Origin of the sequence: Oceanimonas sp. GK1 (genome assembly GCF_000243075.1) — a bacterium.
GTDB lineage: Bacteria > Pseudomonadota > Gammaproteobacteria > Enterobacterales > Aeromonadaceae > Oceanimonas.
In genome coordinates this window covers 2,824,787-2,851,253 of the sequence record NC_016745.1, presented here as the reverse complement: position 1 = coordinate 2,851,253, position 26,467 = coordinate 2,824,787, and the positions used below count along the sequence as shown (strand labels likewise).

Sequence of the window (26,467 nt, the reverse complement as noted above, 5' to 3'; positions counted from 1 at the left end):
TGATCCACTCCCGATATTGAACGGTCAAGGCTTGTTCAGGGCCGCCCTATGCTGTCAATCTGAGCGTCTTTCTTTTTCGTTCAGACTGCCGCCATCATGATAAAACGCCTGGTCATTTCCCTGTCTTCGCTGATCTTCAGCGTGTTTCTGCTGATGGGAGGCAACACCTTTGTGATGACCCTGCTCGGGGTCAACCTGGGGCTGAAACAGGTGGAGCCGACCCTGATCGGCAGCATCATGGTGTGTTACTCGGTGGGCTTTGTGCTCGGCTCCCTGTACGGTCCCGGGGTGATCAAGCGGGTGGGACACATTCGCGCCTTTGCGGTGTTCAGCGCCGTACTGGCCAGCTCCACTCTGATCTTTCCGCTGACCGACAGCATCATCATCTGGGCCCTGCTGCGGGCGCTGAGCGGCATTGCGGTGGCCGGCAGTTTTGTGGTGATTGAGAGCTGGTTCAGTGCCGTGGCCACCAGCGACAACCGTGCCACCCTGTTTTTTGCCTACCAGATCTGTGCCTACCTGGCGGCCACCGCCGGCCAGCTGCTGATTGGCTTTACCGATCCGGCTGCTTTTGTCCCTTTTACTCTTGGCGCCATTTTGCTGACGGCCGCCCTGGTCCCCCTGTCGCTCACTCGAATGGAGGCGCCCACGGTGGAGCACAGCGAGCGCATCAGCCTGAAGTCCATCGTGCGCAGCGCCCCGGTGGGGCTGCTGGCGGCACTGTGCAGCGGCGTGCTGATCAGCAGCTTTTATGCCATGGCCCCGGTTTATGCCATTCAGCTGGGCCTGCCGGTGGATCAGCTGTCGTATTTTATGGCGGCGTCCGTTTTTACCTTTATTCTGTTTGCCTGGCCGCTGGGACGGTTGTGTGACCGGCTCGACCGGGGCCGGATCATGGTCGCCATTAACCTGGTGATCGTGCTGAGCGCCGCCGGGGTGATCGCCGGCGGCGGTGTTCATCTGGGTATTCTGATTGGTTTTTCCGCCCTCTATATGGGCATGGTGGCGTCCATCTACCCGGTGGCGGTGGCCATTACCAACGACCGCATGGAGGCCCATCATATCGTGGCTGCCAGTACCACCCTGCTGCTGAGCTATGGTCTGGGCAGCTCCCTGGGGCCGCTGTTCAGCTCCGCCATGATGACCTGGCTCGGGCCCCAGGGCCTGTACATCGGCTGCGGTGGCGTCGCCTTATTGCTGGGCAGTTACACCTGGTGGTGGCAGTGGCGCACGCCGGCGGTACCGGTGGCGGAGCAGGCGGCCTATATTGCCACCCCGGTGGATACCGCCGGTGTTATTACCGAGCTTGACCCCCGGAACGAGGAGTTTGTGGACCTGCCCATGGAGGAGGTATTTCCCGACCTGGAGGAAGAAGCCATTGCCGAGGCCCAGGCGGGCCAGATGGAGCTGGATTTGAGCGAGCCGGAGCCGCTGAGGGAAGAGGACGCCATGGTGCAGCCCTAGGTTGCAGCCTACTCGAGTGGATCCGGCCTCAATTGGCCTTTGCTGGTTAAATCATGTACTGTCATCAAACCGTCAATCGGGACGGTTAACCTGAGTGCGGTTTCATCAGCGAGGACAGATCCATTGAATAATGTATCGCGTATGAGTGCTGTCTCCACCCCGTCGACCTGCATCTGGTCGGCGGACGACACTTACCCGGCGACCGTGCTGTGCTGGCTGCAGCAGCAGGCGGAACTGGCCGAGCCGGTCGCAGTAGTCACCGAGCCGGAGCCCGAGCTGGAAGTTGTCTGAATTTTGCCCCGTTATTGCCGTCCCGGCCGAGCCAATGGCCGGGATTTTCCTTTTTAGGGCTCCATCACTGCCTTCGCCATTCCCCTTGCTTTCAATCCTCGCTAGACTTGGGCCTGAATTCTGATACCGGGCTCACGCCCTCAGCCCTGCAGGAAACAGACAGCAATGATTCGACTCGCCATTAATGGTTATGGCCGCATCGGCCGCAGCGTGCTGCGTGCTTTCTATGAGCGTGGCCTGCACCGGCGCATGAAAATCGTGGCCATCAACGAGCTGGCCGAGCCCGAGGCCATGGCCCATCTGACCCGCTATGACTCCAGCCACGGCCGGTTTGGCCATACGGTCAGCCTGGACAACGGGAACATGTGCATTGGCGACGATACCATTCGCCTGTGCCACGAGCCCGATGCGGCCAGGCTGCCCTGGGCTGAGCTGGCGGTGGATCTGGTGCTGGACTGTACCGGGGTCTTTTCGAGCCGGGCCGATGCGGGCCGGCATATGGCGGCCGGGGCGGCCAGGGTGCTGTTTTCCCATCCGGCCGACAGCGATGTGGATGCCACCATCGTCTACGGCGTGAATCATCACCAGCTCACCGGTCATGAGACCATCGTCTCCAATGCCTCCTGCACCACCAACTGCGTGGTGCCGGTGATCGAAACCCTGCACCGGGTGTTCCATATCAAGTGTGGCAACATTACCACCATTCACTCGGCCATGAACGATCAGCAGGTGATCGACGCCTATCATGCCGATCTGCGCCGCACTCGGGCCGCCAGCCAGTCCATCATTCCGGTGGACACCAAGCTGGCCAAGGGGGTGGAGCGCATACTGCCGCACTTTGCCGGCAAGTTCGAGGCCATTTCCGTGCGGGTGCCCACCATTAACGTCACTGCCATGGATCTTAGCGTGATCGTGGAACGGCACGCCTCCGTCGACGAGGTAAACCGGGTGCTGCGCGAGGCTGCCCAGGGCCCGTTGAAAGGCATTCTCGATTATACCGAGGCGCCGCTGGTGTCGGTGGACTTTAACCACGATCCCCATTCTTCCATTATCGACGGTACCCAGACCCGGGTGAGCGATGCCAATCTTATCAAGATGCTGATGTGGTGCGACAACGAGTGGGGCTTTGCCAACCGCATGCTGGACACCAGCCTGGCCTGGCTGGCGGCGAGCGAGTCGGTGTAACCGTTTCGATTTAACAACAGTACTGCCAATGTAGAGGACGTATTATGTCTGTCATCAAAATGAATGAACTCGATCTGTCCGGCAAGCGGGTGCTGATCCGCGCCGACCTGAATGTGCCGGTGAAAAACGGCAAGGTCGGCTCCGACGCCCGCATCCTGGCCTCGCTGCCCACCATTGAGGCGGCCCTGGCCAAGGGTGCCAGGGTGATGGTGACCTCCCACCTGGGTCGGCCCACCGAAGGGGAATACGCCGACGAGTTCTCTCTGCAACCGGTGGTGGACTACCTGGCCGGCAAGCTGAGCGTGCCGGTGCGTCTGGCAACCGATTACCTCAACGGCCTGGATATTGCCGAGGGTGAGTTGGTGGTGCTGGAAAACGTGCGCTTCAACAAGGGCGAAAAGAAGGACGACGAGACCCTATCCCGCCAGTATGCCGCCCTGTGTGACGTGTTCGTGATGGATGCCTTCGGTACCGCCCACCGGGCCCAGGCCTCTACCCATGGTGTGGCCAAATACGCCCCCGTCGCCTGTGCCGGCCCCTTGCTGTCTGCCGAGCTGGAAGCCCTGGCCAAGGCCATGGACAAGCCCGCCCGCCCCATGGTGGCCATTGTGGGCGGCTCCAAGGTATCCACCAAGCTGACCGTGCTGGAGTCCCTGTCCAAGGTGGCGGATCAGCTGGTGGTGGGGGGCGGTATCGCCAACACCTTTATCGCCGCCGCCGGCCATTCGGTAGGCAAATCGCTCTATGAGCCCGAGCTGCTCGACACCGCGAAAAAGCTGGCCGCCGAGTGTGCCATTCCCCTGGCCACCGACGTGGTGGTGGGCACCGAGTTTTCCGAGCAGGCCGAAGCCGCCACCAAGCCGGTGAATGAGGTGGACGCCGACGACATGATCTTCGATCTGGGTCCCGACTCCGCCGAGGCCCTGGCCAAGATCCTGAAAGAGGCCAAAACCATTCTGTGGAACGGTCCGGTGGGCGTGTTTGAGTTCGACCAGTTCGCTCACGGCACCGAGGTGGTGGCCCGGGCCATCGCCGAGAGTGACGCCTTCTCCATCGCCGGCGGCGGCGACACCCTGGCGGCCATCGACAAGTTCGGCATCAAGGACAAGGTATCCTACATTTCCACCGGCGGCGGTGCCTTCCTGGAGTTTGTGGAAGGCAAGACCCTGCCGGCGGTGGCCATCCTCGAGCAGCGCGCCCAGGGCTGAGCCCACCCTATTTATTTAACATGGCCGGTGCAATGACGCCGGCCGTGGTCAAGCATACAGGAGCAAAAAATGTCCCAGAAAATTTCCGACGTGGTCAAGCCGGGTGTGGTCAGCGGCGATGACATGCAGAAGATCTTCGCCATCGCCAAGGCCAACCAGTTCGCCCTGCCGGCGGTCAACGTGGTGGGGACCGACTCGGTCAATGCGGTGATGGAGGCCGCCGCCAAGGTGAAGGCGCCGGTGATCGTGCAGTTTTCCAACGGCGGCGCCGCCTACTTTGCCGGCAAGGGCCTGAAGCTGGAAGGTCACCAGGCCGCCATTCTGGGTGCCATTTCCGGTGCCCGTCACGTCCATGCCCTGGCCGAAGCCTACGGCATTCCGGTGATCCTGCACACCGATCACGCCGCCAAGAAGCTGCTGCCCTGGATTGACGGCCTGCTGGATGCCGGCGAACAGCACTTTGCCGAAACCGGCAAGCCGCTGTTCAGCTCCCACATGATTGACCTGTCCGAAGAGAGCCTGGAAGAGAACATCGAGATCTGTGCCCAGTACCTGGCGCGCATGAGCAAGATCGGCATGACCCTGGAAATCGAGCTGGGCTGCACCGGCGGTGAGGAAGACGGCGTCGACAACACCGGCATGGACAGCTCCCTGCTCTATACCCAGCCGGAAGACGTGGCCTATGCCTACGAGAAGCTGAGTGCCATCAGCGACAAGTTCACCATTGCGGCTTCCTTCGGCAACGTGCACGGCGTGTACAAGCCGGGCAACGTCAAGCTGACCCCGAAAATTCTGGATAACTCCCAGAAGTATGTGTCCGAGAAGTTCGGCCTGGCCCCCAAGTCCCTGGACTTTGTGTTCCATGGCGGCTCCGGCTCCTCTGCCGAGGAGATTAAGGAGTCCATCGGCTACGGTGTGGTCAAGATGAACATCGACACCGACACCCAGTGGGCCACCTGGGCCGGGGTGATGAACTACTACAAGGAAAAGGAAGCCTATCTGCAGGGCCAGATCGGCAACCCGGACGGCGACGACAAGCCCAACAAGAAGTACTACGATCCGCGGGTCTGGCTGCGCGAAGGCCAGCTCAGCATGATTGCCCGTCTGGAGCAGGCGTTCCGCGAGCTGAACGCCGTCAACGTGCTGTAAGGCATTAATTGCATGAATAAAAATACCGGCCAGTTGGCCGGTATTTTTTTAGATGTTGTCTGGAGCGCAGGCTGCCAGCCTGCATTAGCGCCGCAGGCGCTCCAAAGATTTACCCTTCCAGCTCGCCGCAGAAGCGGTAGCCTTCGCCATGAATGGTGGCGATGATCTCGGGGGTATCCGGCACCGACTCGAAATGCTTGCGAATGCGGCGAATGGTCACGTCCACGGTGCGGTCGTGGGGCTTGAGCTCGCGGCCGGTCATTTTCTTCAGCAGCTCGGCGCGGCTCTGGATCTGGCCCGGGTGCTCGCAGAAGTGCACCATGGCACGAAACTCGCTGCGGGGCAGCTTGAATACCTCGCCGCTGGGGCTGACCAGAGCGCGGCTGTTGATGTCCAGGGTCCAGCCGTTGAAGCGGTAGGCGTCCACCTGCTTGTCATCTTCCTGGGCATCGGGCGCCTGCATGGTGCGGCCCAGCAGGTTGCGAGCGCGAATGGTCAGCTCACGGGGGTTGAACGGCTTGGTGATGTAGTCGTCGGCGCCAATTTCCAGGCCAAGGATCTTGTCGACCTCGTTGTCGCGGCCGGTGAGGAACATCAGCGCCAGGTTGTGCTGCTCGCGCAGCTCCCGGGCCAGCAGCAGGCCGTTTTTGCCGGGCAGGTTGATGTCCATGATCACCAGGTTCACCTTGTGATCGGACAGGGCCTTGTACATTTCCTCACCGTCGGTGGCTTCCAGCACGGTGTAACCTTCCGCCTCAAAAATGCCTTTAAGGGTGTTACGGGTGACCAGTTCGTCTTCAACGATAAGAATGTGTGGAGTCTGCATGAGCTTACCTGTTCTCTGAATGTAAAAATACTGTCATCGGCACCACGGTTCAAAAGCCGGCCGTCCAGGCGGGGTTTGTGTAACAAACTTACGTATGCAAGCCGTTCACGCTGCCGAAGCCTGTCCGTTTTGTGGTGCTGTTATTGTTTTTATATGCATCCCATGCAGTTACTGCATCATACCCAACAGATTTCAAACGGGAAGAACAGAGGTCCTTTTGCCAAATTGGTGTTATTTTAACAGTTAACAGGGGCATAACAACAGTTTGCAACGGATATTGTTAAATAGTTTTATGAAGGGGCTTGATCCAGGTCAAGTGCCAATTTAACAACATCGGCGTCGGTGCAAGCCCTGATGTCGTTGTTGGAAACCCGGACCTTTGCCAAAGACGAAGGCCGAAAAATCTGTGCAGAAAACGGAGGATAAGATGCTCGATTTGTTGCCGGACTTGTGTGATGAACATGCCGATCTGGTCAGGATGCTGGACCCGGTATTTCGCGATTTTGGAGGGGAATCCCTGTTCTGGGGCCAGGCGGTAACGGTGCGCTGTTACGAAGACAACTCCCGGGTACGGGAGCTGGTATCCGAGCCCGGCACCGGCAAGGTGCTGGTGGTGGACGGCGGCGGCTTGCTGCGCTGTGCCCTGATGGGCGACATGCTGGCGGAAAAGGCGCTGGAAAACGGCTGGGAAGGCATCGTCATTCACGGTGCGGTTCGCGATGCCGGCACCCTGGGTGAGCTGGCGTTGGGCATCAAGGCCCTGGCGGCCTGCCCCATCCGTTCGGAAAAACGCGGTGAAGGCGTGGTGGACGTACCGGTGACCTTTGCCGGCGTGACCATTTACCCGGGAGACTACATCTACTCGGACTTGAACGGCGTGCTGGTGTCCCGCGAGCCCCTGAGCCACCCGCAGCTGTAACATGGAGCGCAGGCTGCCAGCCTGCATTAGCGCCGCAGGTGCTTTTTAAGTTGCCGCACGGCGGCAAGTTGCGGGCTGGCAGCCCGCGCTCCAACAGGCGATGTGACTTCCTTCACTTCTCACCCCTTTCCGTCTTCCCATCCAACGTCTCCCCGTACTTATATTTAAACCGCTGCCGCCGGCGGTAGGGGAAGATGTCTTCCACCCGGCCCTGCTCAATGTTGTGCTGCAGTTGTCGCCAGTAACCGGCGGTAAACAGCTCCAGGTGCCGCGGGTCAAAGGCGGCCCGAATGCGCGGTTTGTACAGCAGAAAGGTTTTGAACTCTTGCGGAAACACATCGTTCGGCCCCACCGAGTACCAGGGCTCGGGGCTGAGTTGATCCTGCAGGTGGTCGGTTTTGGGAATATCGCGAAAGTGGCACTCGGTCATGTAGGCGATTTCGTCGTAGTCGTAGAAAATCACCCGGCCGTGGCGGGTGACGCCAAAGTTTTTGAACAGCATGTCGCCGGGAAAAATATTGGCGGCGGCCAGCTGTTTCAGGGCATTGGCGTATTCATCCAGGGCATGTCTGAGCTGTTCGTCGTCGGCCTGCTCCAGATACATATTCAGGGGCGTCATGCGCCGCTCGGTATACAGATGATGAATAATCAACCGATCGTCCTTTTGGGTGAGCAGGGACGGCACTTCCCGTTGCAGCTCTTCCAGCAAGGCCGGGCTGATGCGGTGAAGCGGCAGTTCAAAGTTGGTGAACTCCATGGTGTCGGCCATGCGGCCCACCCGGTCGTGCTGCTTGACCAGCCGATATTTGGCCTTGACGGTATCCCGGTCCACGGTTTTGGGCGGAGTAAAGCGGTCCTTGATCACCTTGAACACCACGTCAAGTGAAGGCAGGGTAAACACGCACATCACCATGCCCTTGATGCCGGCGGCGGGCACGAACTGATCCCGTGACTGCTGCAAATGCTGCAGAAAGTCCCGATAAAAGATGGTCTTGCCGTGCTTTTGCCAGCCAATGGCGTTGTAGATTTCATAGTCCGACTTGTTGGGCAGCAGCGGCCGCAGAAACTGCACCAGCAGCGAGGGCCGCGGGCACCACACCATAAAGTAGGCCCGGGCAAAGCCGAACAGAATGGAGGCGTCGTCCCGGCTGAGCAGCAGGGTGTCGATGATCAGGCCACCGTTCTCGTGCAGTATGGGCAAAATAAAGGGCAGGGGGCCTTCCGGGCGCTCCAGCCGGCCAATGAGATAAGCGCCCTTGTTGCGGTAGAACAGGGTGTTGATCACGGTCAGTTGCAGGGGCTCTCCGGCCAGTCCCTGCTCGGCCAGGGTGCGCTGCACATGATTTAAATCCCGCTCCAGCCGCAGAAAGGGCAGCTCCAGCCCCAGGCGCGCCAGCAGGCCTGGCAGTATGGTGCCCAGCTCATCGGGAGCAAGGTGGTAGTGCCAGCTAACGGGGCCGAGATCCTGCTCGCCGGGCTGGGGAACAAAGGGGTGCACATACAGGTTTTCGGCGCGAATGCTGCGATGGCGGGTGGAGCGGCGATATACCGAGTTGTAGAAGGACTCGGCCATGTCCGCATTGGGATGGGTGAGCAGCAGATCGTTAAAGGCCTGCTTGAGCGCCTTCAGCTCCTGGTGGCGCAGCGGCCCCCGGTTATAGTCGAGCACGGCACGCACCGTATTGTTGACGTGCTCGTCGTAAAGCCAGATGCGCCGGCGCGAGGCCAGTTGCACCCCGCTCCAGTCCTGGGCTTCAAAGCGGGCCTTGGCCCCTTGCGTAATCACCAGAAAATAGCGATGAAAGGCGTCGAAACCGCGCATGACAATGTGCGCCATTTCCCGTGTGCGGCTATTCATGACAAGCGGGCTCCCGTGGATGACTGGAAGCATGTTAATGAAACAAAAAGAAAAAAAGCGAAGGGAAAATGCCGGTTTTGTGGGCTGCCGCAAGCTGCGGTCTGTTCAGGCGGGAAATGTGTGAAGCAGGGCGAAGCGCGACCGCTTCGCCCCTTCAGGCTTACTTCAGCTCGTCGGTCAGCTGCACCGCGCGGCCGATGTAGCTGGCCGGGGTCAGTTGCTTGAGCTCGTCTTTTACCGACTCGGGCAGTTCCAGGGTATCGATAAAGGCACGCATGCCGGCCCCGTCCACCCGCTTGCCCCGGGTCAGCTCTTTCAGCTTCTCGTAGGGCTTTTCAATGCCGTAGCGGCGCATCACCGTCTGTACCGGCTCGGCCAGCACTTCCCAGTTCTGATCCAGATCGGCAGCCAGTGCCTGAGGATTGGCTTCCAGCTTGCTGATGCCCTTCAGGGTGGCCTGATAGGCGATGAGCGAGTAGCCCACGGCCACGCCCAGGTTGCGCAGCACGGTGCTGTCGGTCAGATCCCGCTGCCAGCGGGACACCGGCAGCTTGGCGGCCAGGTGGTTGAAAATGGCGTTGGCCAGGCCCAGGTTGCCCTCGGAGTTTTCAAAGTCGATGGGGTTGACCTTGTGGGGCATGGTGCTGGAGCCGATTTCGCCGGCCACGGTTTTCTGCTTGAAGTAGCCTACCGAGATGTAGCCCCACACGTCCCGGTCGAAGTCGAGCAGTATGGTGTTAAAGCGGGCCAGGGCGTCGAACAGCTCGGCGATGTAATCGTGGGGCTCAATCTGGGTGGTGTAGGGGTTCCAGGTCAGGCCCAGACCGGTCACGTACTGCTCGGAAAAAGCATGCCAGTCCACTTCCGGATAGGCGGAGATGTGGGCGTTGTAGTTGCCCACGGCGCCGTTGATCTTGGCCAGCAGCTCCACGCTCTGAATTTGCTTGAGCTGGCGTTCCAGACGGTAGGCCACGTTGGCCATTTCCTTGCCCAGGGTGGTGGGCGAGGCGGGCTGGCCGTGAGTGCGGCTCAGCATGGGCAGATCGCGATACTGGGTGGCCAGCCGTTTTACTTCATCGACCAGCTGCTGGCAGTAGGGCACTACTACTTCGTCGCGGCCGGCTTTCAGCATCAGGGCGTGGGCGTTGTTGTTGATGTCTTCACTGGTGCAGGCGAAGTGAATGAATTCGCTCACCGCGGCCAGCTCAGGTAGGGCCTCGACCTTTTCCTTCAGGAAATATTCCACGGCCTTGACGTCGTGGTTGGTAGTGCGCTCAATCTCCTTGATGCGCTGGCCGTCGGCCTCGCTGAAGTTGGCCACAATAGCGTCGAGCAGGGCGTTGGCGTCGGCGGAGAAGGCCGGCACTTCGGCGATGGCCGGCTCGGCGGCCAGGGCCTGCAGCCAGCGCACTTCCACCTCAACGCGAAAGCGCAGCAGGCCGAATTCGGAGAAAATGGCGCGCAGCGCCTCGGTTTTGCTGCCGTAACGGCCATCGACCGGGGAAATGGCCGTTAATGCTGACAATTCCATGAACTGAAACTCCTGAAGGTTGGGGGGTAATAACACAAAATCAGTCCCGCAAGGCGGCCTGGGCCTGGGCCACCAGTCGCTTGCGGGAAAACAGAATATGCCGGCGCTTGCCGCCGAGCTGGCGCCACAGCACACAGCTTCGAATGCCCGACAGCAGCAGGGCGCGGATCTGGTGCTGCACCACGGGCTGCTGCAAAAAGCTCGGGTTGCCGGCCACCTGAATGCGCGGCCCCAGGGGGCTGACAATGTCGCTGTAGATGCTGGCCAGGTTGGCCAACACCTGCTCGTCGAGCAGCTCGAAGTGGTGCAGCTGGCGCTTCACCTGGCTGATGCGCTCGCCCAGCATCGACAGCAGATCCCGGCGTTTGGCCAGTTTGCGCTCCAGTGCCACCAGGCCTACCAGGTAACGGGTGAGCTCGGCGTTCTTCTTGCTGCTGTCGGGGTTAAGCTGTTCGATCAGGGTCTGGTAGCCCAGCCGCAGGTTGTGGTGACCACCATAGATGTCCGCCGACTGCTCGGCATCGGTGACCAGTATGCTGTTCAGGGTCGAGGACAGCACCGCCTTGTCTTCAATGGTGCCCTGGCGGGCCACCTGTTGCACCAGGCTCACCGCCTGGCAGATGCCGGCAAAGGCCAGGGTCTGGTTTTCGAGACTGTGACTCACGCTTGATCCTTGTTGAACCGGGTTTCAATAATGCCGCCGCCCAGACACACCTCGCCCTGATAGAACACCGCCGACTGGCCCGGGGTCACCGCCGCCTGAGGCTCGTCAAAGATCACGCGAATGGTGTCGGCGTCCACCGGCTCAATGGTGCAAGGAATGTCGGTCTGGCGGTAACGGGTTTTTACGGTGCAGCGCAGGGGCTCGGTCACCGGGCGCCGATCCACCCAGTGCAGCTGGCGGGCAATCAGGCCGTCGGAATAGAGGCGGGGGTGATCCCCCTGAGCCACCACCAGCACGTTGCGCTCGACTTCTTTGTCGACCACGTACCAGGGCTCGTCGCCGGCGTTTTTCAGGCCACCGATGCCTAAGCCTTTGCGCTGCCCCAGGGTATGGTACATCAGCCCCTGATGCTGACCGATGACCTCACCGTTCACGGTTTCAATGTTGCCGGGCTGGGCGGGCAGGTAACGGGCCAGAAAGTCGGTAAACTTGCGCTCGCCGATAAAGCAGATACCGGTGGAGTCCTTCTTCTTGGCGGTGACCAGCTCAAGCTGCTCGGCAATGCGGCGCACCTCGGGCTTTTCCAGCTCGCCCACCGGGAACAGGCTTTTGGCCACCTGCTGCGAGCTCAGGGTGTAGAGGAAATAGCTCTGATCCTTGTTGCCGTCGAGACCGCGCAGCAGTTTAGGCTCGTCGTCAAAGCTGCGGCGCACGTAATGGCCGGTGGCGATATAGTCGGCGCCCAGATCCTCGGCGGCGAACTCCAGAAACGCCTTGAACTTGATTTCCTTGTTGCACAGGATATCGGGATTGGGGGTGCGGCCGGCCTGGTATTCCGCCAGGAAATGTTCAAACACATTGTCCCAGTACTCGGCGGCAAAGTTGATGGTGTGCAGTTCGATGCCGAGCTTGTCGCACACGGCCTGGGCGTCGCGCAGATCTTCGGCGGCGGAGCAGTACTCGTCGGTGTCGTCTTCTTCCCAGTTCTTCATGAACAGGCCTTCCACCTGGTAGCCCTGCTGTTGCAGCAGGTACGCCGAGACCGAGGAATCCACACCGCCGGACATGCCGACAATCACTTTCAGCTGACTGTTATCGCTCATAACGCCCATTACTCGATTGCAAAACGGGCGCTATTTTACCAGACAAATGCGGTAAGGGGGAGGGAGCTTTCAGCTCTCGGGGAATTGGGATTAGGGACTGGGGATGAGTGTTTACACCAGTCCCCAGTCCCCATTCCCTAGTCCCAGCCTTTCAACGCCGACAGCGGAAAGCGTTCACCGGCCAGGTAGTCCCGCAGGGAGGCCAAAATCAGCGGGCTGCGCAGTTGCTCGCCAAGCGCCTCGATTTCTTCAAGTGTCAGCCAGTGGCAGCGAATAATGTCACCGTCCGGATCCTGCGGGTGGGTGGCCAGGGGGGCGGCCACCTCGGTACAGAAGGTAAAACGCACAAAATGCTTGCCGTTGTCCGGTGCCGTGTACTGGTATACGCCCACTGCCTCTTCAAGGGGCAACTCCAGGCCGGTTTCTTCCCGCAGTTCACGCCTGGCCCCGTCCAGCAGGTTTTCGCCGGCTTCGAGGTGGCCGGCGGGCTGGTTGAACATCACTTGACCCTGTTGCCATTCTTCCACCATCAAAAAACGTTCACCGGCGCGCACAATCACCGCCAGGGTCACCGCATGACTCATACTTTTCTCCATTGTCCGGGTTGCAGGTCGTCGAGGGTCCAGTTGCCCACGGCGTAACGAATAAGCCGCAGGGTGGGAAAGCCGATATGGGCGGTCATGCGCCGCACCTGGCGGTTGCGCCCCTCGGTGATCTTGATTTCCAGCCAGGTGGTGGGAATGTGCTGGCGCTCGCGAATGGGCGGGTTGCGCGGCCAGACCGCCGGCTCGTCCATGCGCCTGACTTGTGCCGGCAGGGTGGGGCCGTCGTTAAGGGTAACGCCGTGGCGCAGTTTATCTAAATCGGCCTCGGTCGGGTCGCCTTCCACCTGCACCCAGTAGGTTTTCGCGGTCTTGCGCCCGGGCTGGGTCAGGCGGGCATTGAGGGCGCCGTCATTGGTCAGCACCAGCAGGCCTTCGCTGTCCCGATCGAGCCGGCCGGCGGCATAGACGCCAGGCACGTCCACATAGTCGGCCAGGGTCTCGCGGCCGTTGCCGTCGGTAAACTGGCACAGCACCATGTAGGGCTTGTTCAGCAGCAGGGTCACGGTTGGGCCTGACGGCTTTTTCGGTACGGGCTTGCGGGGGCGGCGGCTAAGGTTGGGTTTCATGGGGTAGCTGCTTTGTTATACAGATAGGCGGATGACAAAGGTTTGCTGTCTGGCCGTGCACTTCGTCGGACACAGGGCACTGTTTCGCCGGCACGCCGTGAATACGTCCATGTAGGCTCCACTGCGCCATCCATGGCGCAGAGGGCACGGCGAAACAGATGCCCTCTGCCCTCCTGGGTTTGACCTCGGAGCCGCCGGTCGTCAAACAGGCACCTCCGAGGCTTCACGAAGCAGCTGCGGGGATTGCCGTAGCCGACCGTCAAATGCCAAGGATGGCATTTGCCGAGCGGCCCATGGATGGGCTTGAAGCGTGTCGGCGGAGCGCAACCGCGCTGCTGCTTCGCATCGCGCTCAGGCGGTGATGATCCGCGGCAGGTTATCGTCCTGGCGCAGGGTCAGCACCTCACAGCCGGTGTCGGTCACCAGAATGGTGTGCTCATACTGGGCCGACAGGCTGCGATCCTTGGTGACCACGGTCCAGCCGTCGTTCAGCATCTTGCTGTGGCGCTTGCCCACGTTGATCATGGGTTCAATGGTCAGGCACATGCCCGCCTTCAGCACTTCACCGGTGCCGGCCTTGCCATAGTGCAGCACCTGGGGTTCTTCATGGAATTCTTTGCCGATGCCGTGGCCGCAATATTCCCGCACCACAGAGTAGTTATGGGCTTCGGCATGTTTCTGAATGGCGGCGCCGATGTCGCCCAGGTGCACGCCGTCCTTGACCATTTTAATACCGAGCTCCATGCATTCCTGGGTCACCCGGCACAGGCGCTCGGCCATGATGCTCGGCTGGCCCACGGTAAACATCTTGGACGTATCGCCGTGGTAGCCATCCTTGATCACCGTGATGTCGATATTGACGATGTCGCCTTCCTTGAGCTTTTTGTCCGACGGAATACCGTGGCAGATCACGTGGTTCACCGAGGTACAGATCGACTTGGGAAAACCGTGGTAGTTCAGCGGCGCCGGAATGGCATGCTGTTCGTTCACGATATAGTCATGACAAATCCGGTTGAGTTCGTCCGTGGTCACGCCGGGCTTTACATGGGGCTCGATCATTTCCAGCACTTCGGCGGCCAGGCGGCCGGCCACGCGCATTTTTTCGATTTCTTCCGGGGTTTTTATGACTATGCTCATACTCGTCTCTGTGAAATGGCTGGGCGATTAGCGGGCGTACCCGTGAGAGGGCCAAAAGTGTACCCTTGCCGGGCACTAACTTCCAGCACCGAAATCGGTCCCGGCGCTGGTGCGGGCGGGGCAATTGTGGTATAAAGCGCGCCGTGATGGCGGGTTTCAAACATTCGGCATTGCACCAACATTCACTTTATTTAACACACACACACATCGGCACATGCTCCAGGGTGCCTGCGGGTCGGAGTCATGGGATGTGTGGAGGCCTAACCCACTACATATTTGAGGAAATCATGGCACAAGTATCTATGCGCGACATGCTGAAAGCCGGCGTTCACTTTGGTCACCAGACTCGTTTCTGGAACCCCAAGATGAAGCCTTACATTTTCGGCGCCAGCAACCGGGTTCACATCATCAACCTGGAAAAGACCGTTCCCCTGTTCAACGATGCGCTGAACTACCTGGGCAACGTTGCTTCCAAGAAAGGTAAAATCCTGTTCGTTGGTACCAAGCGCGCAGCCTCTGAAGCCGTAAAAGAAGCCGCCACCAAGTGCGACCAGTACTACGTCAACCACCGCTGGCTGGGCGGTATGCTGACCAACTGGAAAACCGTGCGTCAGTCCATCAACCGCCTGAAGGATCTGGAAGCCCAGTCTCAGGACGGTACCTTCGACAAGCTGACCAAGAAAGAGGCGCTGATGCGTACTCGCGAAATGGAAAAGCTGGAGAAGTCCCTGGGTGGTATCAAGGACATGGGCGGTCTGCCCGACGTACTGTTCGTTATCGACGCAGATCACGAGCACATCGCCATCAAGGAAGCCAACAACCTGGGCATCCCCGTGGTATCTGTAGTTGACACCAACTCCAACCCGGACAGCGTTGACTACATCATTCCCGGTAACGATGACGCCATCCGTGCCGTTCAGCTGTACCTGAACGCCGCCGCTGACGCCGTGAACGCTGCCCGTGCGCAAGACCTGGCCGTGCAAGCCGAAGACAACTACGTCGTAGAAGAATAATAAAGACTGAGCCCCGCGCTCACGCCTTTATTAACCATACGCAAGTTATAGGTTAACAGGGGCCATGTGCCCCTGTTTTCTTAACAAGACCGAGGACATTACGAATGGCAAACATTACCGCCGCCCTGGTAAAAGAACTGCGCGAGCGCACTGGCGCCGGCATGATGGATTGTAAAAAAGCCCTGATCGAAGCCAACGGTGACATCGAGCAGGCCATTGAAGACATGCGCAAGTCCGGCCAGGCCAAAGCCGCCAAGAAAGCCGGCCGTATCGCTGCCGAAGGTATCATCCTGGCTCGCCAGGCCGGCAACGTTGCCGTGATGGTAGAAATGAACAGCGAAACCGACTTCGTTGCCAAGGATGCCGGCTTCCGCGCCCTGGGTGAGCAAATCGCTGACCTGGCCCTGGCCAACAAGATTGGCGACGTAGACGCCCTGAAGGCCGCCACCCTGGCCAACGGTGAAACCGTTGAAACCGCCCTGACCAACCTGATCGCCAAGATCGGTGAAAACATGAGCCTGCGTCGCGTAGTGCTGATGGAAGGCGACAACCTGATCACCTACCTGCACGGCACCCGTATTGGCGTTATCGCCAACCTGCAGGGCGGCGACGAAGAGCTGGCCAAAGACGTGGCCATGCACGTGGCCGCTTCCAGCCCGCAGTTCGTCAAGCCCGAAGACGTGTCTGCCGAAGTGGTGGCCAAAGAGCGTGAAATCCAGGTGGAAATCGCCGTTAACTCCGGCAAGCCGAAAGACATCGCCGAGAAGATGGTTGAAGGCCGCATGAAGAAATTCACCGGTGAAATCTCCCTGACCGGCCAGCCCTTCGTCAAGGATCCGTCCATCTCCGTGGGCGATCTGCTCAAGCAGAACGGCGCCGACGCCCTGGGCTTCGTCCGCTTTGAAGTGGGTGAAGGTATCGAGCGTAAGGAAGAAGACTTCGCTGCCGAAGTACAGGCTCAGATCGCCGCTTCCAAGGGTTAACTCCCGCCTTTTTAATGCTATTCAGGCCGCGACATTCCGTCGCGGTCTTTCTATGACCAGGAATAGAAAGCATGAGTACCAATCCGAAACCCGCATACAGACGCATTCTTCTCAAGCTCAGCGGTGAAGCGCTGCAGGGAGAAGAAGGCTTTGGTATCGACCCCGCCGTACTGGAGCGTATGGCTCAGGAAATCAAGGAACTGGTAGAGCTGGGCGTCCAGGTGGGCCTGGTGATCGGCGGCGGCAACCTGTTCCGTGGTGCGGGCCTGGCCAAGGCGGGCATGAACCGCGTGGTGGGCGACCACATGGGTATGTTGGCCACCGTGATGAACGGCCTGGCCATGCGCGATGCCCTGCACCGTGCTTATGTGAATGCCCGTCTGATGTCTGCCATTACCCTGGAAGGCGTGTGCGACAGCTACAATTGGGCCGATGCCATCAGCCTGCTGCGCAAGGGCCGAGTGGTGATCTTCTCCGCCGGCACCGGCAATCCCTTCTTTACCACCGACTCGGCGGCCTGTCTGCGCGGCATCGAAATCGAGGCCGATGTGGTGCTCAAGGCCACCAAGGTGGATGGCGTGTTCAGCGAGGATCCGGTCAAGAATCCCGACGCCGAGCTGTATCACCATCTGGGTTACGACGACGTGCTCGATCGGGAACTCAAGGTCATGGACCTGGCGGCCTTTACCCTGGCGCGGGATCACAACCTGCCGATCCGGGTGTTCAACATGAACAAGCCGGGCGCCCTGCGTCGTGCCGTGATGGGGGAAACCGAAGGCACCCTGATCAGCAATAAGCTCTGATATTTTGTAAGGAGTGAGGGGAGAGGAGTGAGGAGTAAAACACGAACCCGACAGCCATTGCTGGTGGGTTTACGTCTTCCGCCTCACGCCTGACCCCTCACCCCTCACTCACAAAAAAGGATAACGACCGTGATAAACGACATCAAAACCGACGCCAAGACCCGCATGGAAAAAAGCGTGGAAGCGCTGAAAACCCAGATGAACAAGGTGCGCACCGGTCGTGCTCACCCCAGCCTGCTCGACAGCATTCACGTGGACTACTACGGTGCCTCCACGCCGCTCAACCAGCTGGCCAACATCACCACCGAAGACTCCCGCACCCTGGCCGTGACCGTGTTTGACCGCTCCATGATCCAGGCCGTTGAGAAGGCCATCATGACCTCCGATCTGGGCCTGAACCCGTCCAGCGCCGGCGCCATGATCCGCATTCCGCTGCCGCCGCTGACCGAAGAGCGCCGCAAGGATCTGATCAAGGTGGTGCGCAATGAGGCCGAGCAGGGCCGGGTGGCCATTCGCAACATTCGTCGCGACGCCAACAGCAGCCTGAAGGCACTGCTGAAAGAAAAAGAGATCTCCGAAGACGACGATCGTCGCGCCCAGGACGACATTCAGAAACTGACCGATCTCTTTATCAAGCAGGTGGACGATGCCCTCGCTGCCAAAGAAAAAGAGTTAATGGAAATCTGATAGTTACATCAGGTATAGTAGCCGACGCCGTGTAGCTGCCTGCACGGCGTTTGTTTTTGTGCAGGAGTGACTATGCCAGCAACGGCAGCATTTGAAGGCCAGCCGCTGCCCCGCCATGTCGCCATTATCATGGACGGCAACGGGCGTTGGGCCGAGCAGCGAGGAAAATTTCGAGTATCCGGTCACAAGGCCGGGGTGAAATCGGTACGGGCGGCGGTCAGTTTTGGCTACCGGCTCGGCCTCGATGCCCTGACCCTGTTTGCCTTCTCCAGTGAGAACTGGCGCCGTCCCGAGGACGAAGTCAGCGCCCTGATGAGCCTGTTTATCGCCGTGCTGGGCTCCGAGGTGCGCAAGCTGCACCGCAACAATATTCGGCTGCGCATCATCGGTGATCGCAGTGCCTTTGCGCCCCATCTGCAGCGAAAAATCGAGGATGCGGAACGCCTCACCGCCACCAATACCGGCCTTACCCTGAACATTGCCGCCAATTACGGTGGCCGCTGGGATATTACCCAGGCAGCGCGCATGCTGGCTGAGCAAGTGGCTCAGGGGGAGCTGGCGCCGGCGGACATCACCGAGGCGTTGCTGAATGAGTGCATTCAGCTTGCCGACCTGGCGCCGGTGGATCTGCTGATCCGCACCGGCGGCGAGCAGCGCATCAGCAATTTTTTATTGTGGCAGCTGGCCTATGCCGAGCTGTATTTTACCCCGGTGCTCTGGCCCGACTTTGGCGAAGACGCCTTCAGCGATGCCATTGCCGCCTTTGTGGGACGGGAGCGACGGTTTGGCTGCACCGGTGCCCAGATCCGCGAGCTGCTGGAGCAAAAGGCCTGACGGCGTGTTTTGTCATTCGCGCAGGCGTGACGAACATTAAGGAGTCATTCCGCAGGGGTGACGGGGGTTGGGGTGTCATTCCCGCGCAGGCGGGAATCCATCGGTGCAGCGATAACAAATAAAAACGACCAGGGTGAGCACCCGGCCTGCGGCCCTCACCCCGAGAAAGAGGACATTTCTTGCTGAAGCTTCGTATTATCACGGCCCTGTGCCTGATCCCTGTGGTGCTGGGGGCCATTTTCCTGCTGCCCCTGCCGTTTTTTGCCCTCTTTGCCACCGCCGTTTACCTGTTGGCCGGCCGGGAGTGGGGGCGCTTTATCGATACAGACAAAACCAACGTGGTCATGGTGTTTCTGGCGCTGGTGCTGGTGGCGCTGATGGCCAGCGTGCCCATCGAGCAAATCTGGGCCGACGGCCTTCATGATCTGGTGGCCGCCATACTGGGGGCCGGGGCATTGTGGTGGCTGTGCGCACTGCCTCTGGTGCTGCGTTATCCCAATAGCCGAGCGCTCTGGCAGCAGCGGCCCTGGCTCAAGGCGGTGTTTGCCTTGCTCAGTCTGGTGCCCTTTTTCTGGTCGCTGCTGACCCTGCGCAGCTATCAATATGAGCAGGATCCCCATTACGGTGCCTGGCTGCTGCTGTTTGTCATGGCCCTGGTATGGGCCGCCGACACCGGCGCCTATTTTGCCGGCAAAACGCTCGGTAAACACAAGCTCTGCCCCCAGGTCAGCCCGGGCAAAACCATTGAAGGCATGATCGGCGGGGTACTCGCCGCCTGCGCCCTGGCGCTGGTGGTGACGCTGGCCGTCGAGCTGCCCGGTCCCCAACGTAATGCGGTACTGCTGGCCTCAGTGGTGGCGGTGCTGGCGTCGGTGCTGGGCGATCTGGTGGAAAGCATGTTCAAGCGGGCGGCCGGACTCAAGGACTCGGGCAACATACTGCCCGGTCACGGCGGCATCATGGACAGGATCGACAGCCTGACCGCCGCCCTGCCGATGTTTGTGGTGGTATACCAGCTGGCGGGGCAGGGCTGATGCAACAGCTGACCATACTGGGGGCCACCGGCTCCATCGGCCAAAGCACCCTGGCGGTGGTTCGCCGCCACCCTGAGCGTTTCTCGGTGTTTGCCCTGACCGCCAGCCGTCAGGTGGAAAAAATGCTGGTCGACTGCCTGGCTTTCACCCCCCGTTACGCGGTGATGGCGGAGCCGGCGGCGGCGGCCGAGCTCGGCCGGCGGCTGCGGGATGCGGGCAGCCCTACTCAAGTGCTGGCCGGCAGTGACGCCCTGTGCGAGGTGGCGGCGGCGCCCGAGGTGGACGTGGTAATGGCGGCCATTGTCGGCGCCGCCGGACTGCTGCCCACCCTGGCGGCGGTGAAGGCCGGCAAGCGGGTGCTGCTGGCCAACAAGGAGGCCCTGGTGATGAGCGGCGAGCTGTTTATCGACGCCGTACACCACAGCGGGGCCGAGCTGCTGCCGGTGGACAGCGAGCACAACGCCATTTTTCAGTGCCTGCCCACCGGGCTGCAGCGGGCTCCGGGGCGGGGCAGCCTGGCCGCCGCCGGTATCGGCAAAATTCTGCTCACCGGCTCCGGTGGTCCCTTCCGTTACACCCCGGTTGAAGACCTGGCCGCCGTCACCCCGGCCCAGGCGGTCAATCATCCCAACTGGTCCATGGGGCCCAAAATCTCGGTAGACTCTGCCACCATGATGAACAAGGGGCTGGAATACATCGAGGCGCGCTGGTTGTTTAACGCAGCACCGGCCCAGATTGACGTCCTCATCCATCCCCAGTCGGTGATCCATTCCATGGTGCAGTACTCGGACGGTTCCGTCTTGGCCCAGCTGGGGCAGCCGGATATGATGACACCTATCGCCCATAGCTTGGCCTGGCCCGAGCGTATCGAGTCGGGCGTGGCCCCGCTCGATTTTACCCGCCTGGGTGAGCTGAGCTTTATGGCGCCCGACATGGCCCGTTACCCGTGCCTGCAACTGGCTATGGATGCCTGCGCCGCCGGCCAGGGCGCCACCACGGCGCTGAATGCCGCCAACGAAGTGGCGGTGGCGGCCTTTCTGGAAGGCCGGCTGGGCTTTATGGCCATTGCCGGTATCAACCGGAACGTCATGGACCGGCTGGGGGCAACCCGGGCGCAGGCGCTGGAAGACATACTGGCCCTCGACGCCGAGGCGCGTCGGCTGGCCGGCCAACTGATCGGGACATGCGCATGATTGAAATATTGTGGAATCTGGGCGCCTTTATCATCGCCCTTGGCATACTGGTGGCGGTACACGAATACGGCCACTTCTGGGTGGCCCGCCGCAACGGCGTGCGGGTGGAGCGGTTTTCCATCGGCTTTGGCAAGCCCATCTGGCGCAAAACCGGCCGTGACGGCACCGAATACGTGGTGGCCATGATCCCCCTGGGCGGCTATGTGAAAATGCTCGACGGCCGGGTGGACGAGGTGCCGCCGGAGCTGGCGAACCAGGCCTTCAACAACAAGTCGGTGTGGGCGCGCATGGCCATTGTGGTGGCCGGGCCCATGGCCAACTTTCTGTTCGCGGTGTTCGCCTTCTGGCTGATGTTTCTGATTGGTGTGCCCTCGGTCAAGCCGGTGGTCCGGGATGTGGTCGCCGAATCCCCCGCCGCCCTGGGCGGGGTACAACCGGGCATGCAGATCACCGCCATCAACGGCAACGACATCCTGACCTGGGAAGACGTGAACTTTGCCCTGATCGGGCAGATCGGCGCCGAACAGACCACCCTGGTGGTGCAGACCGATGGCGGCTCGCAACAGCAACTGACCGTGCCCCTTGATCGCTGGCAGTTCAATCCCGACAGCGAGTCGCCGGTTACCGCCCTGGGGCTGCTGCCCGAGGGCCCCGTGGCCACCCTCACCCTGGAAAATGTGCTGGCAGGCGGGGCGGGCGCCGAGGCCGGCCTGCGTGCCGGTGACACCCTGCTGAGCGCAAATAATGAACCCCTGCGCGACTGGGAGCAGTTCGTGACGCTGGTGCAGTCTTCTCCCGAGCAGCCCATGGAACTTGTGGTGCGCCGTGAGGGTCAGAGCCTCGACCTGGTGCTGACTCCGGCGCTGCTTGAGACCGATGACCGGGCCATTGGTTACGTTGGGCTGGCCCCCTCGGTCACTCCGGTAGACGACCGCTATCGCTTTGAACTCAGCTATGGTCCGGTCAAGGCCTTGTGGGAAGGCGCGGAGCGCACCTGGGAGCTGACGGTGCTGACTTTTCAAATGATCGGCAAGCTGCTGACCGGCATCGTCTCCCTCGACAATCTGAGCGGCCCCATTTCCATCGCCAAGGGTGCCGGAACCAGTGCCGGCTTCGGGCTGGTGTATTTTCTGAGTTTTATGGCACTGGTGAGCGTCAACCTCGGCATTATCAACCTGTTGCCGCTGCCGGTGCTCGATGGCGGCCACCTGCTGTTTTACGGGGTTGAAGCCATCACCGGCCGGCCGGTGCCGGAACGAATACAGGAACTGGGGTTCAGAATCGGCGCGGCCCTGCTGATCTTGCTGATGGGGCTGGCGCTGTTTAATGATATTGGTCGCCTCTGAGCGACAAGACACAAGGACTAAGTCAGGCTATGGCAAAAAAAAGGGCAGTTAAACACACGCTTGTCGCTTCCTGCCTGCTGGGAGCCAGTATGCTGGCCCAGGCGCAGAGCGGCATGACCCCCTTTGTAGTAGAAGACATTCAGGTCAACGGCCTGCAACGGGTAACCCTGGGCGCGGCCCTGCTCAGCCTGCCGGTGCGGGTCGGGGAGGAAGTGGATCAGGCCCGGCTGGCCGAGGCCATTCGCAGCCTTTATGCCTCGGGCAACTTTGAGCAGGTACAACTGCTGCGCGACGGCGACACCCTGGTGGTGCAGGTCACCGAACGGCCCACCATTGCCGGCATCAGCTTCAGCGGCAACAAGGAAATCAAGGAAGAGCAGCTGCGCGAAAGCCTGGAAGGGGCCGGTGTGCGGGTGGGCGAGCCACTGGATCGCACTACCCTGAGCGAGCTGGAGCAGGGCCTGGAAGACTTCTACTATGGCGTGGGCAAGTACTCCGCCGAGGTCAAGGCGGTACTGACGCCGCTGCCCCGTAACCGGGTCGATCTGAAGTTTGAATTCGTCGAAGGTGAGGCCGCCGAGATCAAGCAGATCAACATTGTCGGCAACCGCGCCTTCAGCGAGGAGCAACTGCTGAGCCAGCTGGAGCTGTCCGACGATGTGCCCTGGTGGAACATCATGGGCGATCAGCGCTACCAGAAGCAGAAGCTGGCCGGCGACATCGAGACCCTGCGCTCCTTTTACCGGGATCGGGGCTACCTCAAGGCCGACGTTACCTCCACCCAGGTGTCCATGTCCCCCGACAAGGAAGGGGTCTATATCACCCTCAACGTCACCGAGGGAGAGCAGTACACCGTGTCCGGGGTCAGCCTGCGCGGCAACCTCATCGACCGGCAGCGGGAGCTGAACGAGCTGGTGCCCATCGAGAACGGCGACCTCTACTCCGCCGCCGACGTGGCCCACATGGAAGAGCTGCTGTCGCGCTTCCTTGGCCGCTTTGGCTATGCCTATCCGCGCATCAATACCTTTCCGCAGATCGACGAAGCGACCCGCAAGGTGGAGCTGGTGGTCAACATCGAGCCGGGCAACCGAGTCTATGTGCGCCGCATCAACTTCAGCGGCAACGAAATCACCAAAGACGAAGTGCTGCGCCGGGAAATGCGCCAGATGGAAGGCACCTGGCTGTCGAGCGAAAACGTCGAGCAGTCCCGTACCCGTCTGAACCGCCTGGGCTATTTTGAAAACGTCGAGGTGGATACCCAGCGCATTCCGGGCCAGGACGATCTGGTGGATCTCGATGTCAAGGTCAAGGAGCAGCCAGCCGGCTCCATCAACTTCGGCGTGGGCTTTGGTACCGACTCGGGGTTCAGCATTCAGGCCGGCGTGGAGCAGGACAACTTCCTCGGCACCGGCAACCGGGTGGGCATCAACTCCCAGATGAACGACTACTCCAAGAACGTGTCGCTGGACTTTACCGATCCCTACTTTACCGTGGATGGCGTCAGCCTGGGCGGCCGAGTGTATTACCGGTCGTTTGAGTCCGACGACGATTATCTGGGCTCCGTCGATTATGAAAGCACCACCTACGGGGTGCGCGGCCTCACCGGCTTCCCCATCGACGAAAACAACAGCCTGAACTTCAGCCTGGGCTATGAGCACAACACCCTGAGCCAGCCGGACAGGCCTTCCATTCAGCTGAAGAATTTCTGGGCCGATAACAATGTACCGGACAGCGAAAAAGTCAGCTTTGACGACTTCGATCTTACCGCCGGCTGGACCCGCAACACCCTCAACCGGGGCGTGTTCCCCACCGCCGGCAGCCGCCAGAGCGTGGGCCTCAAGGTCACGGTGCCGGGCTCGGATCTGCAGTACTACAAGCTGAGCTTTGACGACGGCCACTACTTCCCGCTGGATCGCAATCACAACTGGGTGCTGTACGGCAAGTTCCGTGCCGCCTATGCCGACGGTTATGGCAATACCAGCCGGCTGCCGTTCTTTGAAAACTACTACGCCGGTGGTTTTAACACCCTGCGCGGCTTCAAGAGCAGCTCGGTGGGGCCACGGGCGGTGTATGAAGATAACACCACCGACGGCAGCGCCATCGGCGGCAACGCCCTGCTGGCAGGCTCGCTGGAGCTGATTGTGCCCACGCCCTTTGCCGGCGAGGATCTGCAGCGTTCCCTGCGCACCAGCCTGTTTATGGACGTGGGCACGGTGTGGGATACCGAATACGATGCGTCGGAATTTGCCAATTGCGTGAGCGGTTGTTATGACTTCGGCGATCCGGGCGAGTATCGTGCTTCTGCCGGTGTCAGCATGCAGTGGCTGTCGCCGCTGGGCCCGCTGGTGTTCTCCCTGGCCACCCCGGTGACCGAGGTGGAAGGGGACAAGACCGAAGTGTTCAACTTCAACATCGGCCGTACGTTCTGATAAATGTGAGGGGGGAGGAGTGAAGAGTGAGGAGATTTTTCCCCTCACCTCCAACGCCTCACCCCTCACCGAACAAGGAGTCTGTAAATGAATAAACTGATTAAACTGGCCGGCGCCCTGGCGCTGGTGATGACCGCCACCCTGGCCCAGGCCCAGGGTAAAATCGCGGTGGTGGACACCGCCGAGGTATTTCAGAAAATGCCCCAGCGTGACGTGATACGTAACCAGCTGAAAAATGAATTCGCCTCCCGGGTGAAGGAAGTGCAGCAGCTGGAAGAGCAGGGCCGCAGCTTTGTGGAAAAGCAGCAGAAAGACATGGCCTTTATGAACGACAGCCAAAAGGCCGAGGCTCAGAAAAAACTCAATGAAATGCAGGCCACGTTCGTGCAAAAGGCCCGCGCGCTGGAGCAGGACCGGGCCCGGCGCGAAAACGAAGAACGCCAGAAAATGCTGTCGCGCATCAAGGGCGCGATAGATGACATCACCAAGGCGCAGGGGCTGGATCTGGTGATCGAGCGGGGAGCCGTGATCCATGTGTCACCTTCTCTCGACATCACTCAACAGGTGATTAGCCGCGTCAGCAAGTAACAAGAGCAAGCCCATGAGCATTACACTGCAACAACTGGCCCAGGCACTGGGCGCCGAGCTGCACGGCGATGCGGCACAGCCCATTCACAGGGTCAACACCCTCGACAAGGCCGGCCCCGGCGAGGTGGCCTTTCTCACCGACAGCAAATACCGGCATCTGCTGAACGATACCCGGGCGTCGGCGGTGATCCTTCGGGAGGCCGATCGCGCAGCCTGTCCGGTGGCCAGCCTGGTGATGAGCGACCCTTATCTCGGCTTTGCCCTGGCGGCCCAGGCTCTGGACACCACGCCGGCTCCGGCGGTGGACATTCATCCCAGCGCCGTGGTGGCAGACAGCGCCACCCTGGGTGAAGGCGTGGCCATCGGTGCCAATGCGGTGATCGAGTCGGGGGTGGTGCTGGAAGACGGCGTTATCGTCGGCCCCGGCTGCTTTGTGGGCAAGAACACACGCCTGGGCGCAGGTACCAAACTTTGGGCCAATGTCACCATTTACCACGGCGTGACCCTGGGCACCGACTGCCTGGTGCAGTCGGGCACCGTCATTGGCTCCGACGGCTTCGGCTATGCCAACAACAAGGGCGAATGGATAAAGATCCCTCAGCTCGGTGGCGTGGTGATCGGCAACCGGGTTGAAATCGGCGCCTGTACTACCATAGACAGGGGCGCGCTGGAGGACACCCGCATTGCCGACAACGTGATTATCGACAACCAGTGCCAGATAGCCCACAACGTACAAATTGGCTACGGCACCGCCATGGCGGGGGGCACCGTGATGGCCGGTAGTCTCAAGGTCGGTAAGTATTGTATTATTGGCGGCGCCGCCGTGTTCAACGGCCACATGGAAATCTGTGACGGCGTCACCATTACCGGCATGTCCATGGTGATGCGCCCCATTACCGAGCCCGGTACTTATTCCTCCGGCATTCCGCTGCAACCGAACAAGGAATGGCGCAAAACGGCGGCGCGCGTGATGCGCATCGACGATATGCACAAGCGGCTGAGCCAGCTTGAAAAAAAACTGAACAACAACGACTAAGCACATTTTTGGTAG

Annotated in this window: 24 protein-coding genes and 1 pseudogene; 17 read left to right on the top strand and 8 right to left on the bottom strand. The window is 60.5% G+C overall.

The genetic code is table 11. The annotated features are described in order from the left end of the window. The first annotated feature begins 96 nt into the window (after positions 1-96). From GU3_RS13445 to fbaA, 5 genes are all read left to right on the top strand, one after another. A complete protein-coding gene (locus GU3_RS13445) occupies positions 97-1,464 on the top strand; it encodes an MFS transporter (RefSeq protein WP_014293074.1) in 1,368 nt (455 codons plus the stop codon). 141 nt (positions 1,465-1,605) lie between these two features. Further along, complete coding sequence (locus tag GU3_RS17235) at positions 1,606-1,755, top strand: hypothetical protein (protein WP_158308469.1); 150 nt, start codon at positions 1,606-1,608, stop codon at positions 1,753-1,755. Between the two features lie 165 nt (positions 1,756-1,920). Continuing rightward, a complete protein-coding gene (epd, locus tag GU3_RS13440; protein ID WP_014293073.1) occupies positions 1,921-2,940 on the top strand; it encodes an erythrose-4-phosphate dehydrogenase in 1,020 nt (339 codons plus the stop codon). A gap of 44 nt (positions 2,941-2,984) precedes the next feature. Beyond that, positions 2,985-4,148, top strand: coding sequence for a phosphoglycerate kinase (locus GU3_RS13435; protein ID WP_014293072.1), 1,164 nt, complete (start codon positions 2,985-2,987; stop codon positions 4,146-4,148). A gap of 69 nt (positions 4,149-4,217) precedes the next feature. Then, a complete protein-coding gene (gene fbaA, locus GU3_RS13430; protein ID WP_014293071.1) occupies positions 4,218-5,297 on the top strand; it encodes a class II fructose-bisphosphate aldolase in 1,080 nt (359 codons plus the stop codon). A gap of 109 nt (positions 5,298-5,406) precedes the next feature. On the opposite strand, the gene arcA is transcribed toward fbaA, so the two are convergent. Further along, positions 5,407-6,123: a two-component system response regulator ArcA gene (arcA, locus tag GU3_RS13425; protein WP_014293070.1), complete on the bottom strand. Its 717-nt coding sequence runs from the start codon at positions 6,121-6,123 to the stop codon at positions 5,407-5,409. 427 nt (positions 6,124-6,550) lie between these two features. On the opposite strand from arcA, the gene GU3_RS13420 reads away from it, so the two are divergent. Beyond that, on the top strand, positions 6,551-7,042 hold the full coding sequence (locus GU3_RS13420; protein WP_014293069.1) for a putative 4-hydroxy-4-methyl-2-oxoglutarate aldolase: 492 nt from the start codon (positions 6,551-6,553) through the stop codon (positions 7,040-7,042). 112 nt (positions 7,043-7,154) lie between these two features. Here GU3_RS13420 and aceK read toward each other — a convergent pair whose 3' ends face one another. The 7 genes and pseudogenes from aceK to map form a co-directional block, all read right to left on the bottom strand. Beyond that, complete coding sequence (gene aceK, locus GU3_RS13415; RefSeq protein WP_014293068.1) at positions 7,155-8,900, bottom strand: bifunctional isocitrate dehydrogenase kinase/phosphatase; 1,746 nt, start codon at positions 8,898-8,900, stop codon at positions 7,155-7,157. Between the two features lie 160 nt (positions 8,901-9,060). After that, the gene (purB, locus tag GU3_RS13410) at positions 9,061-10,431 is read right to left on the bottom strand and encodes an adenylosuccinate lyase (protein WP_014293067.1); all 1,371 of its coding nucleotides are present in this window, start codon (positions 10,429-10,431) and stop codon (positions 9,061-9,063) included. Positions 10,432-10,471: 40 nt separating this feature from the next. After that, positions 10,472-11,095, bottom strand: coding sequence for a high frequency lysogenization protein HflD (gene hflD, locus GU3_RS13405; protein WP_014293066.1), 624 nt, complete (start codon positions 11,093-11,095; stop codon positions 10,472-10,474). After that, on the bottom strand, positions 11,092-12,198 hold the full coding sequence (gene mnmA / locus GU3_RS13400; protein WP_014293065.1) for a tRNA 2-thiouridine(34) synthase MnmA: 1,107 nt from the start codon (positions 12,196-12,198) through the stop codon (positions 11,092-11,094). Before mnmA ends, hflD begins: the two co-directional genes overlap by 4 nt. 137 nt (positions 12,199-12,335) lie before the next feature. Next, complete coding sequence (locus tag GU3_RS13395; protein ID WP_014293064.1) at positions 12,336-12,782, bottom strand: NUDIX hydrolase; 447 nt, start codon at positions 12,780-12,782, stop codon at positions 12,336-12,338. A 5-nt stretch (positions 12,783-12,787) separates the two neighbouring features. Beyond that, positions 12,788-13,369 (bottom strand): annotated as a pseudogene (locus GU3_RS13390) (pseudouridine synthase); the annotation flags it as partial. Positions 13,370-13,720: 351 nt separating this feature from the next. After that, positions 13,721-14,506: a type I methionyl aminopeptidase gene (map, locus tag GU3_RS13380; RefSeq protein WP_014293061.1), complete on the bottom strand. Its 786-nt coding sequence runs from the start codon at positions 14,504-14,506 to the stop codon at positions 13,721-13,723. A gap of 287 nt (positions 14,507-14,793) precedes the next feature. Here map and rpsB point away from each other — a divergent pair, with 287 nt between their 5' ends. From rpsB to lpxD, 11 genes are all read left to right on the top strand, one after another. Further along, the gene (rpsB, locus tag GU3_RS13375; protein WP_014293060.1) at positions 14,794-15,519 is read left to right on the top strand and encodes a 30S ribosomal protein S2; all 726 of its coding nucleotides are present in this window, start codon (positions 14,794-14,796) and stop codon (positions 15,517-15,519) included. A 104-nt stretch (positions 15,520-15,623) separates the two neighbouring features. Continuing rightward, positions 15,624-16,502: a translation elongation factor Ts gene (gene tsf, locus GU3_RS13370; protein ID WP_014293059.1), complete on the top strand. Its 879-nt coding sequence runs from the start codon at positions 15,624-15,626 to the stop codon at positions 16,500-16,502. A 71-nt stretch (positions 16,503-16,573) separates the two neighbouring features. Then, positions 16,574-17,305, top strand: a complete 732-nt coding sequence (gene pyrH, locus GU3_RS13365) for a UMP kinase (RefSeq protein ID WP_014293058.1) — start codon at positions 16,574-16,576, stop codon at positions 17,303-17,305. A 129-nt stretch (positions 17,306-17,434) separates the two neighbouring features. After that, positions 17,435-17,992 carry a ribosome recycling factor gene (gene frr / locus GU3_RS13360; protein ID WP_014293057.1) on the top strand — a complete coding sequence of 186 codons (558 nt, stop codon included), beginning with the start codon at positions 17,435-17,437 and terminating at the stop codon, positions 17,990-17,992. A 72-nt stretch (positions 17,993-18,064) separates the two neighbouring features. Then, on the top strand, positions 18,065-18,826 hold the full coding sequence (gene uppS, locus GU3_RS13355) for a polyprenyl diphosphate synthase (RefSeq protein WP_014293056.1): 762 nt from the start codon (positions 18,065-18,067) through the stop codon (positions 18,824-18,826). 179 nt (positions 18,827-19,005) lie between these two features. After that, complete coding sequence (locus GU3_RS13350) at positions 19,006-19,860, top strand: phosphatidate cytidylyltransferase (protein WP_014293055.1); 855 nt, start codon at positions 19,006-19,008, stop codon at positions 19,858-19,860. Further along, entirely contained in the window at positions 19,860-21,053 is a 1,194-nt protein-coding gene (gene ispC, locus GU3_RS13345; RefSeq protein WP_014293054.1) for a 1-deoxy-D-xylulose-5-phosphate reductoisomerase, read from the top strand. Before GU3_RS13350 ends, ispC begins: the two co-directional genes overlap by 1 nt. After that, positions 21,050-22,399 carry a sigma E protease regulator RseP gene (gene rseP, locus GU3_RS13340; RefSeq protein ID WP_041543792.1) on the top strand — a complete coding sequence of 450 codons (1,350 nt, stop codon included), beginning with the start codon at positions 21,050-21,052 and terminating at the stop codon, positions 22,397-22,399. Before ispC ends, rseP begins: the two co-directional genes overlap by 4 nt. A gap of 29 nt (positions 22,400-22,428) precedes the next feature. Beyond that, on the top strand, positions 22,429-24,828 hold the full coding sequence (gene bamA / locus GU3_RS13335; RefSeq protein WP_041543227.1) for an outer membrane protein assembly factor BamA: 2,400 nt from the start codon (positions 22,429-22,431) through the stop codon (positions 24,826-24,828). A gap of 87 nt (positions 24,829-24,915) precedes the next feature. Further along, on the top strand, positions 24,916-25,416 hold the full coding sequence (locus GU3_RS13330) for an OmpH family outer membrane protein (RefSeq protein WP_014293051.1): 501 nt from the start codon (positions 24,916-24,918) through the stop codon (positions 25,414-25,416). 13 nt (positions 25,417-25,429) lie between these two features. Beyond that, complete coding sequence (gene lpxD / locus GU3_RS13325) at positions 25,430-26,452, top strand: UDP-3-O-(3-hydroxymyristoyl)glucosamine N-acyltransferase (RefSeq protein WP_014293050.1); 1,023 nt, start codon at positions 25,430-25,432, stop codon at positions 26,450-26,452. Positions 26,453-26,467 lie beyond the last annotated feature (15 nt).

Bases quoted from the DNA above. Each gene is read 5' to 3' on its own strand.
- lpxD (WP_014293050.1), top strand. From the start codon at position 25,430: ATGAGCATTACACTGCAACAACTGGCCCAGGCACTGGGCGCCGAGCTG.
- rpsB (WP_014293060.1), top strand. From the start codon at position 14,794: ATGGCACAAGTATCTATGCGCGACATGCTGAAAGCCGGCGTTCACTTT.
- purB (WP_014293067.1), bottom strand. From the start codon at position 10,431: ATGGAATTGTCAGCATTAACGGCCATTTCCCCGGTCGATGGCCGTTAC.
- GU3_RS13445 (WP_014293074.1), top strand. From the start codon at position 97: ATGATAAAACGCCTGGTCATTTCCCTGTCTTCGCTGATCTTCAGCGTG.
- GU3_RS13420 (WP_014293069.1), top strand. From the start codon at position 6,551: ATGCTCGATTTGTTGCCGGACTTGTGTGATGAACATGCCGATCTGGTC.
- arcA (WP_014293070.1), bottom strand. From the start codon at position 6,123: ATGCAGACTCCACACATTCTTATCGTTGAAGACGAACTGGTCACCCGT.
- epd (WP_014293073.1), top strand. From the start codon at position 1,921: ATGATTCGACTCGCCATTAATGGTTATGGCCGCATCGGCCGCAGCGTG.
- rseP (WP_041543792.1), top strand. From the start codon at position 21,050: ATGATTGAAATATTGTGGAATCTGGGCGCCTTTATCATCGCCCTTGGC.
- tsf (WP_014293059.1), top strand. From the start codon at position 15,624: ATGGCAAACATTACCGCCGCCCTGGTAAAAGAACTGCGCGAGCGCACT.
- fbaA (WP_014293071.1), top strand. From the start codon at position 4,218: ATGTCCCAGAAAATTTCCGACGTGGTCAAGCCGGGTGTGGTCAGCGGC.
- mnmA (WP_014293065.1), bottom strand. From the start codon at position 12,198: ATGAGCGATAACAGTCAGCTGAAAGTGATTGTCGGCATGTCCGGCGGT.
- map (WP_014293061.1), bottom strand. From the start codon at position 14,506: ATGAGCATAGTCATAAAAACCCCGGAAGAAATCGAAAAAATGCGCGTG.
- bamA (WP_041543227.1), top strand. From the start codon at position 22,429: ATGGCAAAAAAAAGGGCAGTTAAACACACGCTTGTCGCTTCCTGCCTG.
- GU3_RS13435 (WP_014293072.1), top strand. From the start codon at position 2,985: ATGTCTGTCATCAAAATGAATGAACTCGATCTGTCCGGCAAGCGGGTG.
- GU3_RS17235 (WP_158308469.1), top strand. From the start codon at position 1,606: ATGAGTGCTGTCTCCACCCCGTCGACCTGCATCTGGTCGGCGGACGAC.
- GU3_RS13330 (WP_014293051.1), top strand. From the start codon at position 24,916: ATGAATAAACTGATTAAACTGGCCGGCGCCCTGGCGCTGGTGATGACC.
- pyrH (WP_014293058.1), top strand. From the start codon at position 16,574: ATGAGTACCAATCCGAAACCCGCATACAGACGCATTCTTCTCAAGCTC.
- uppS (WP_014293056.1), top strand. From the start codon at position 18,065: ATGCCAGCAACGGCAGCATTTGAAGGCCAGCCGCTGCCCCGCCATGTC.
- aceK (WP_014293068.1), bottom strand. From the start codon at position 8,900: ATGAATAGCCGCACACGGGAAATGGCGCACATTGTCATGCGCGGTTTC.
- ispC (WP_014293054.1), top strand. From the start codon at position 19,860: ATGCAACAGCTGACCATACTGGGGGCCACCGGCTCCATCGGCCAAAGC.
- GU3_RS13395 (WP_014293064.1), bottom strand. From the start codon at position 12,782: ATGAGTCATGCGGTGACCCTGGCGGTGATTGTGCGCGCCGGTGAACGT.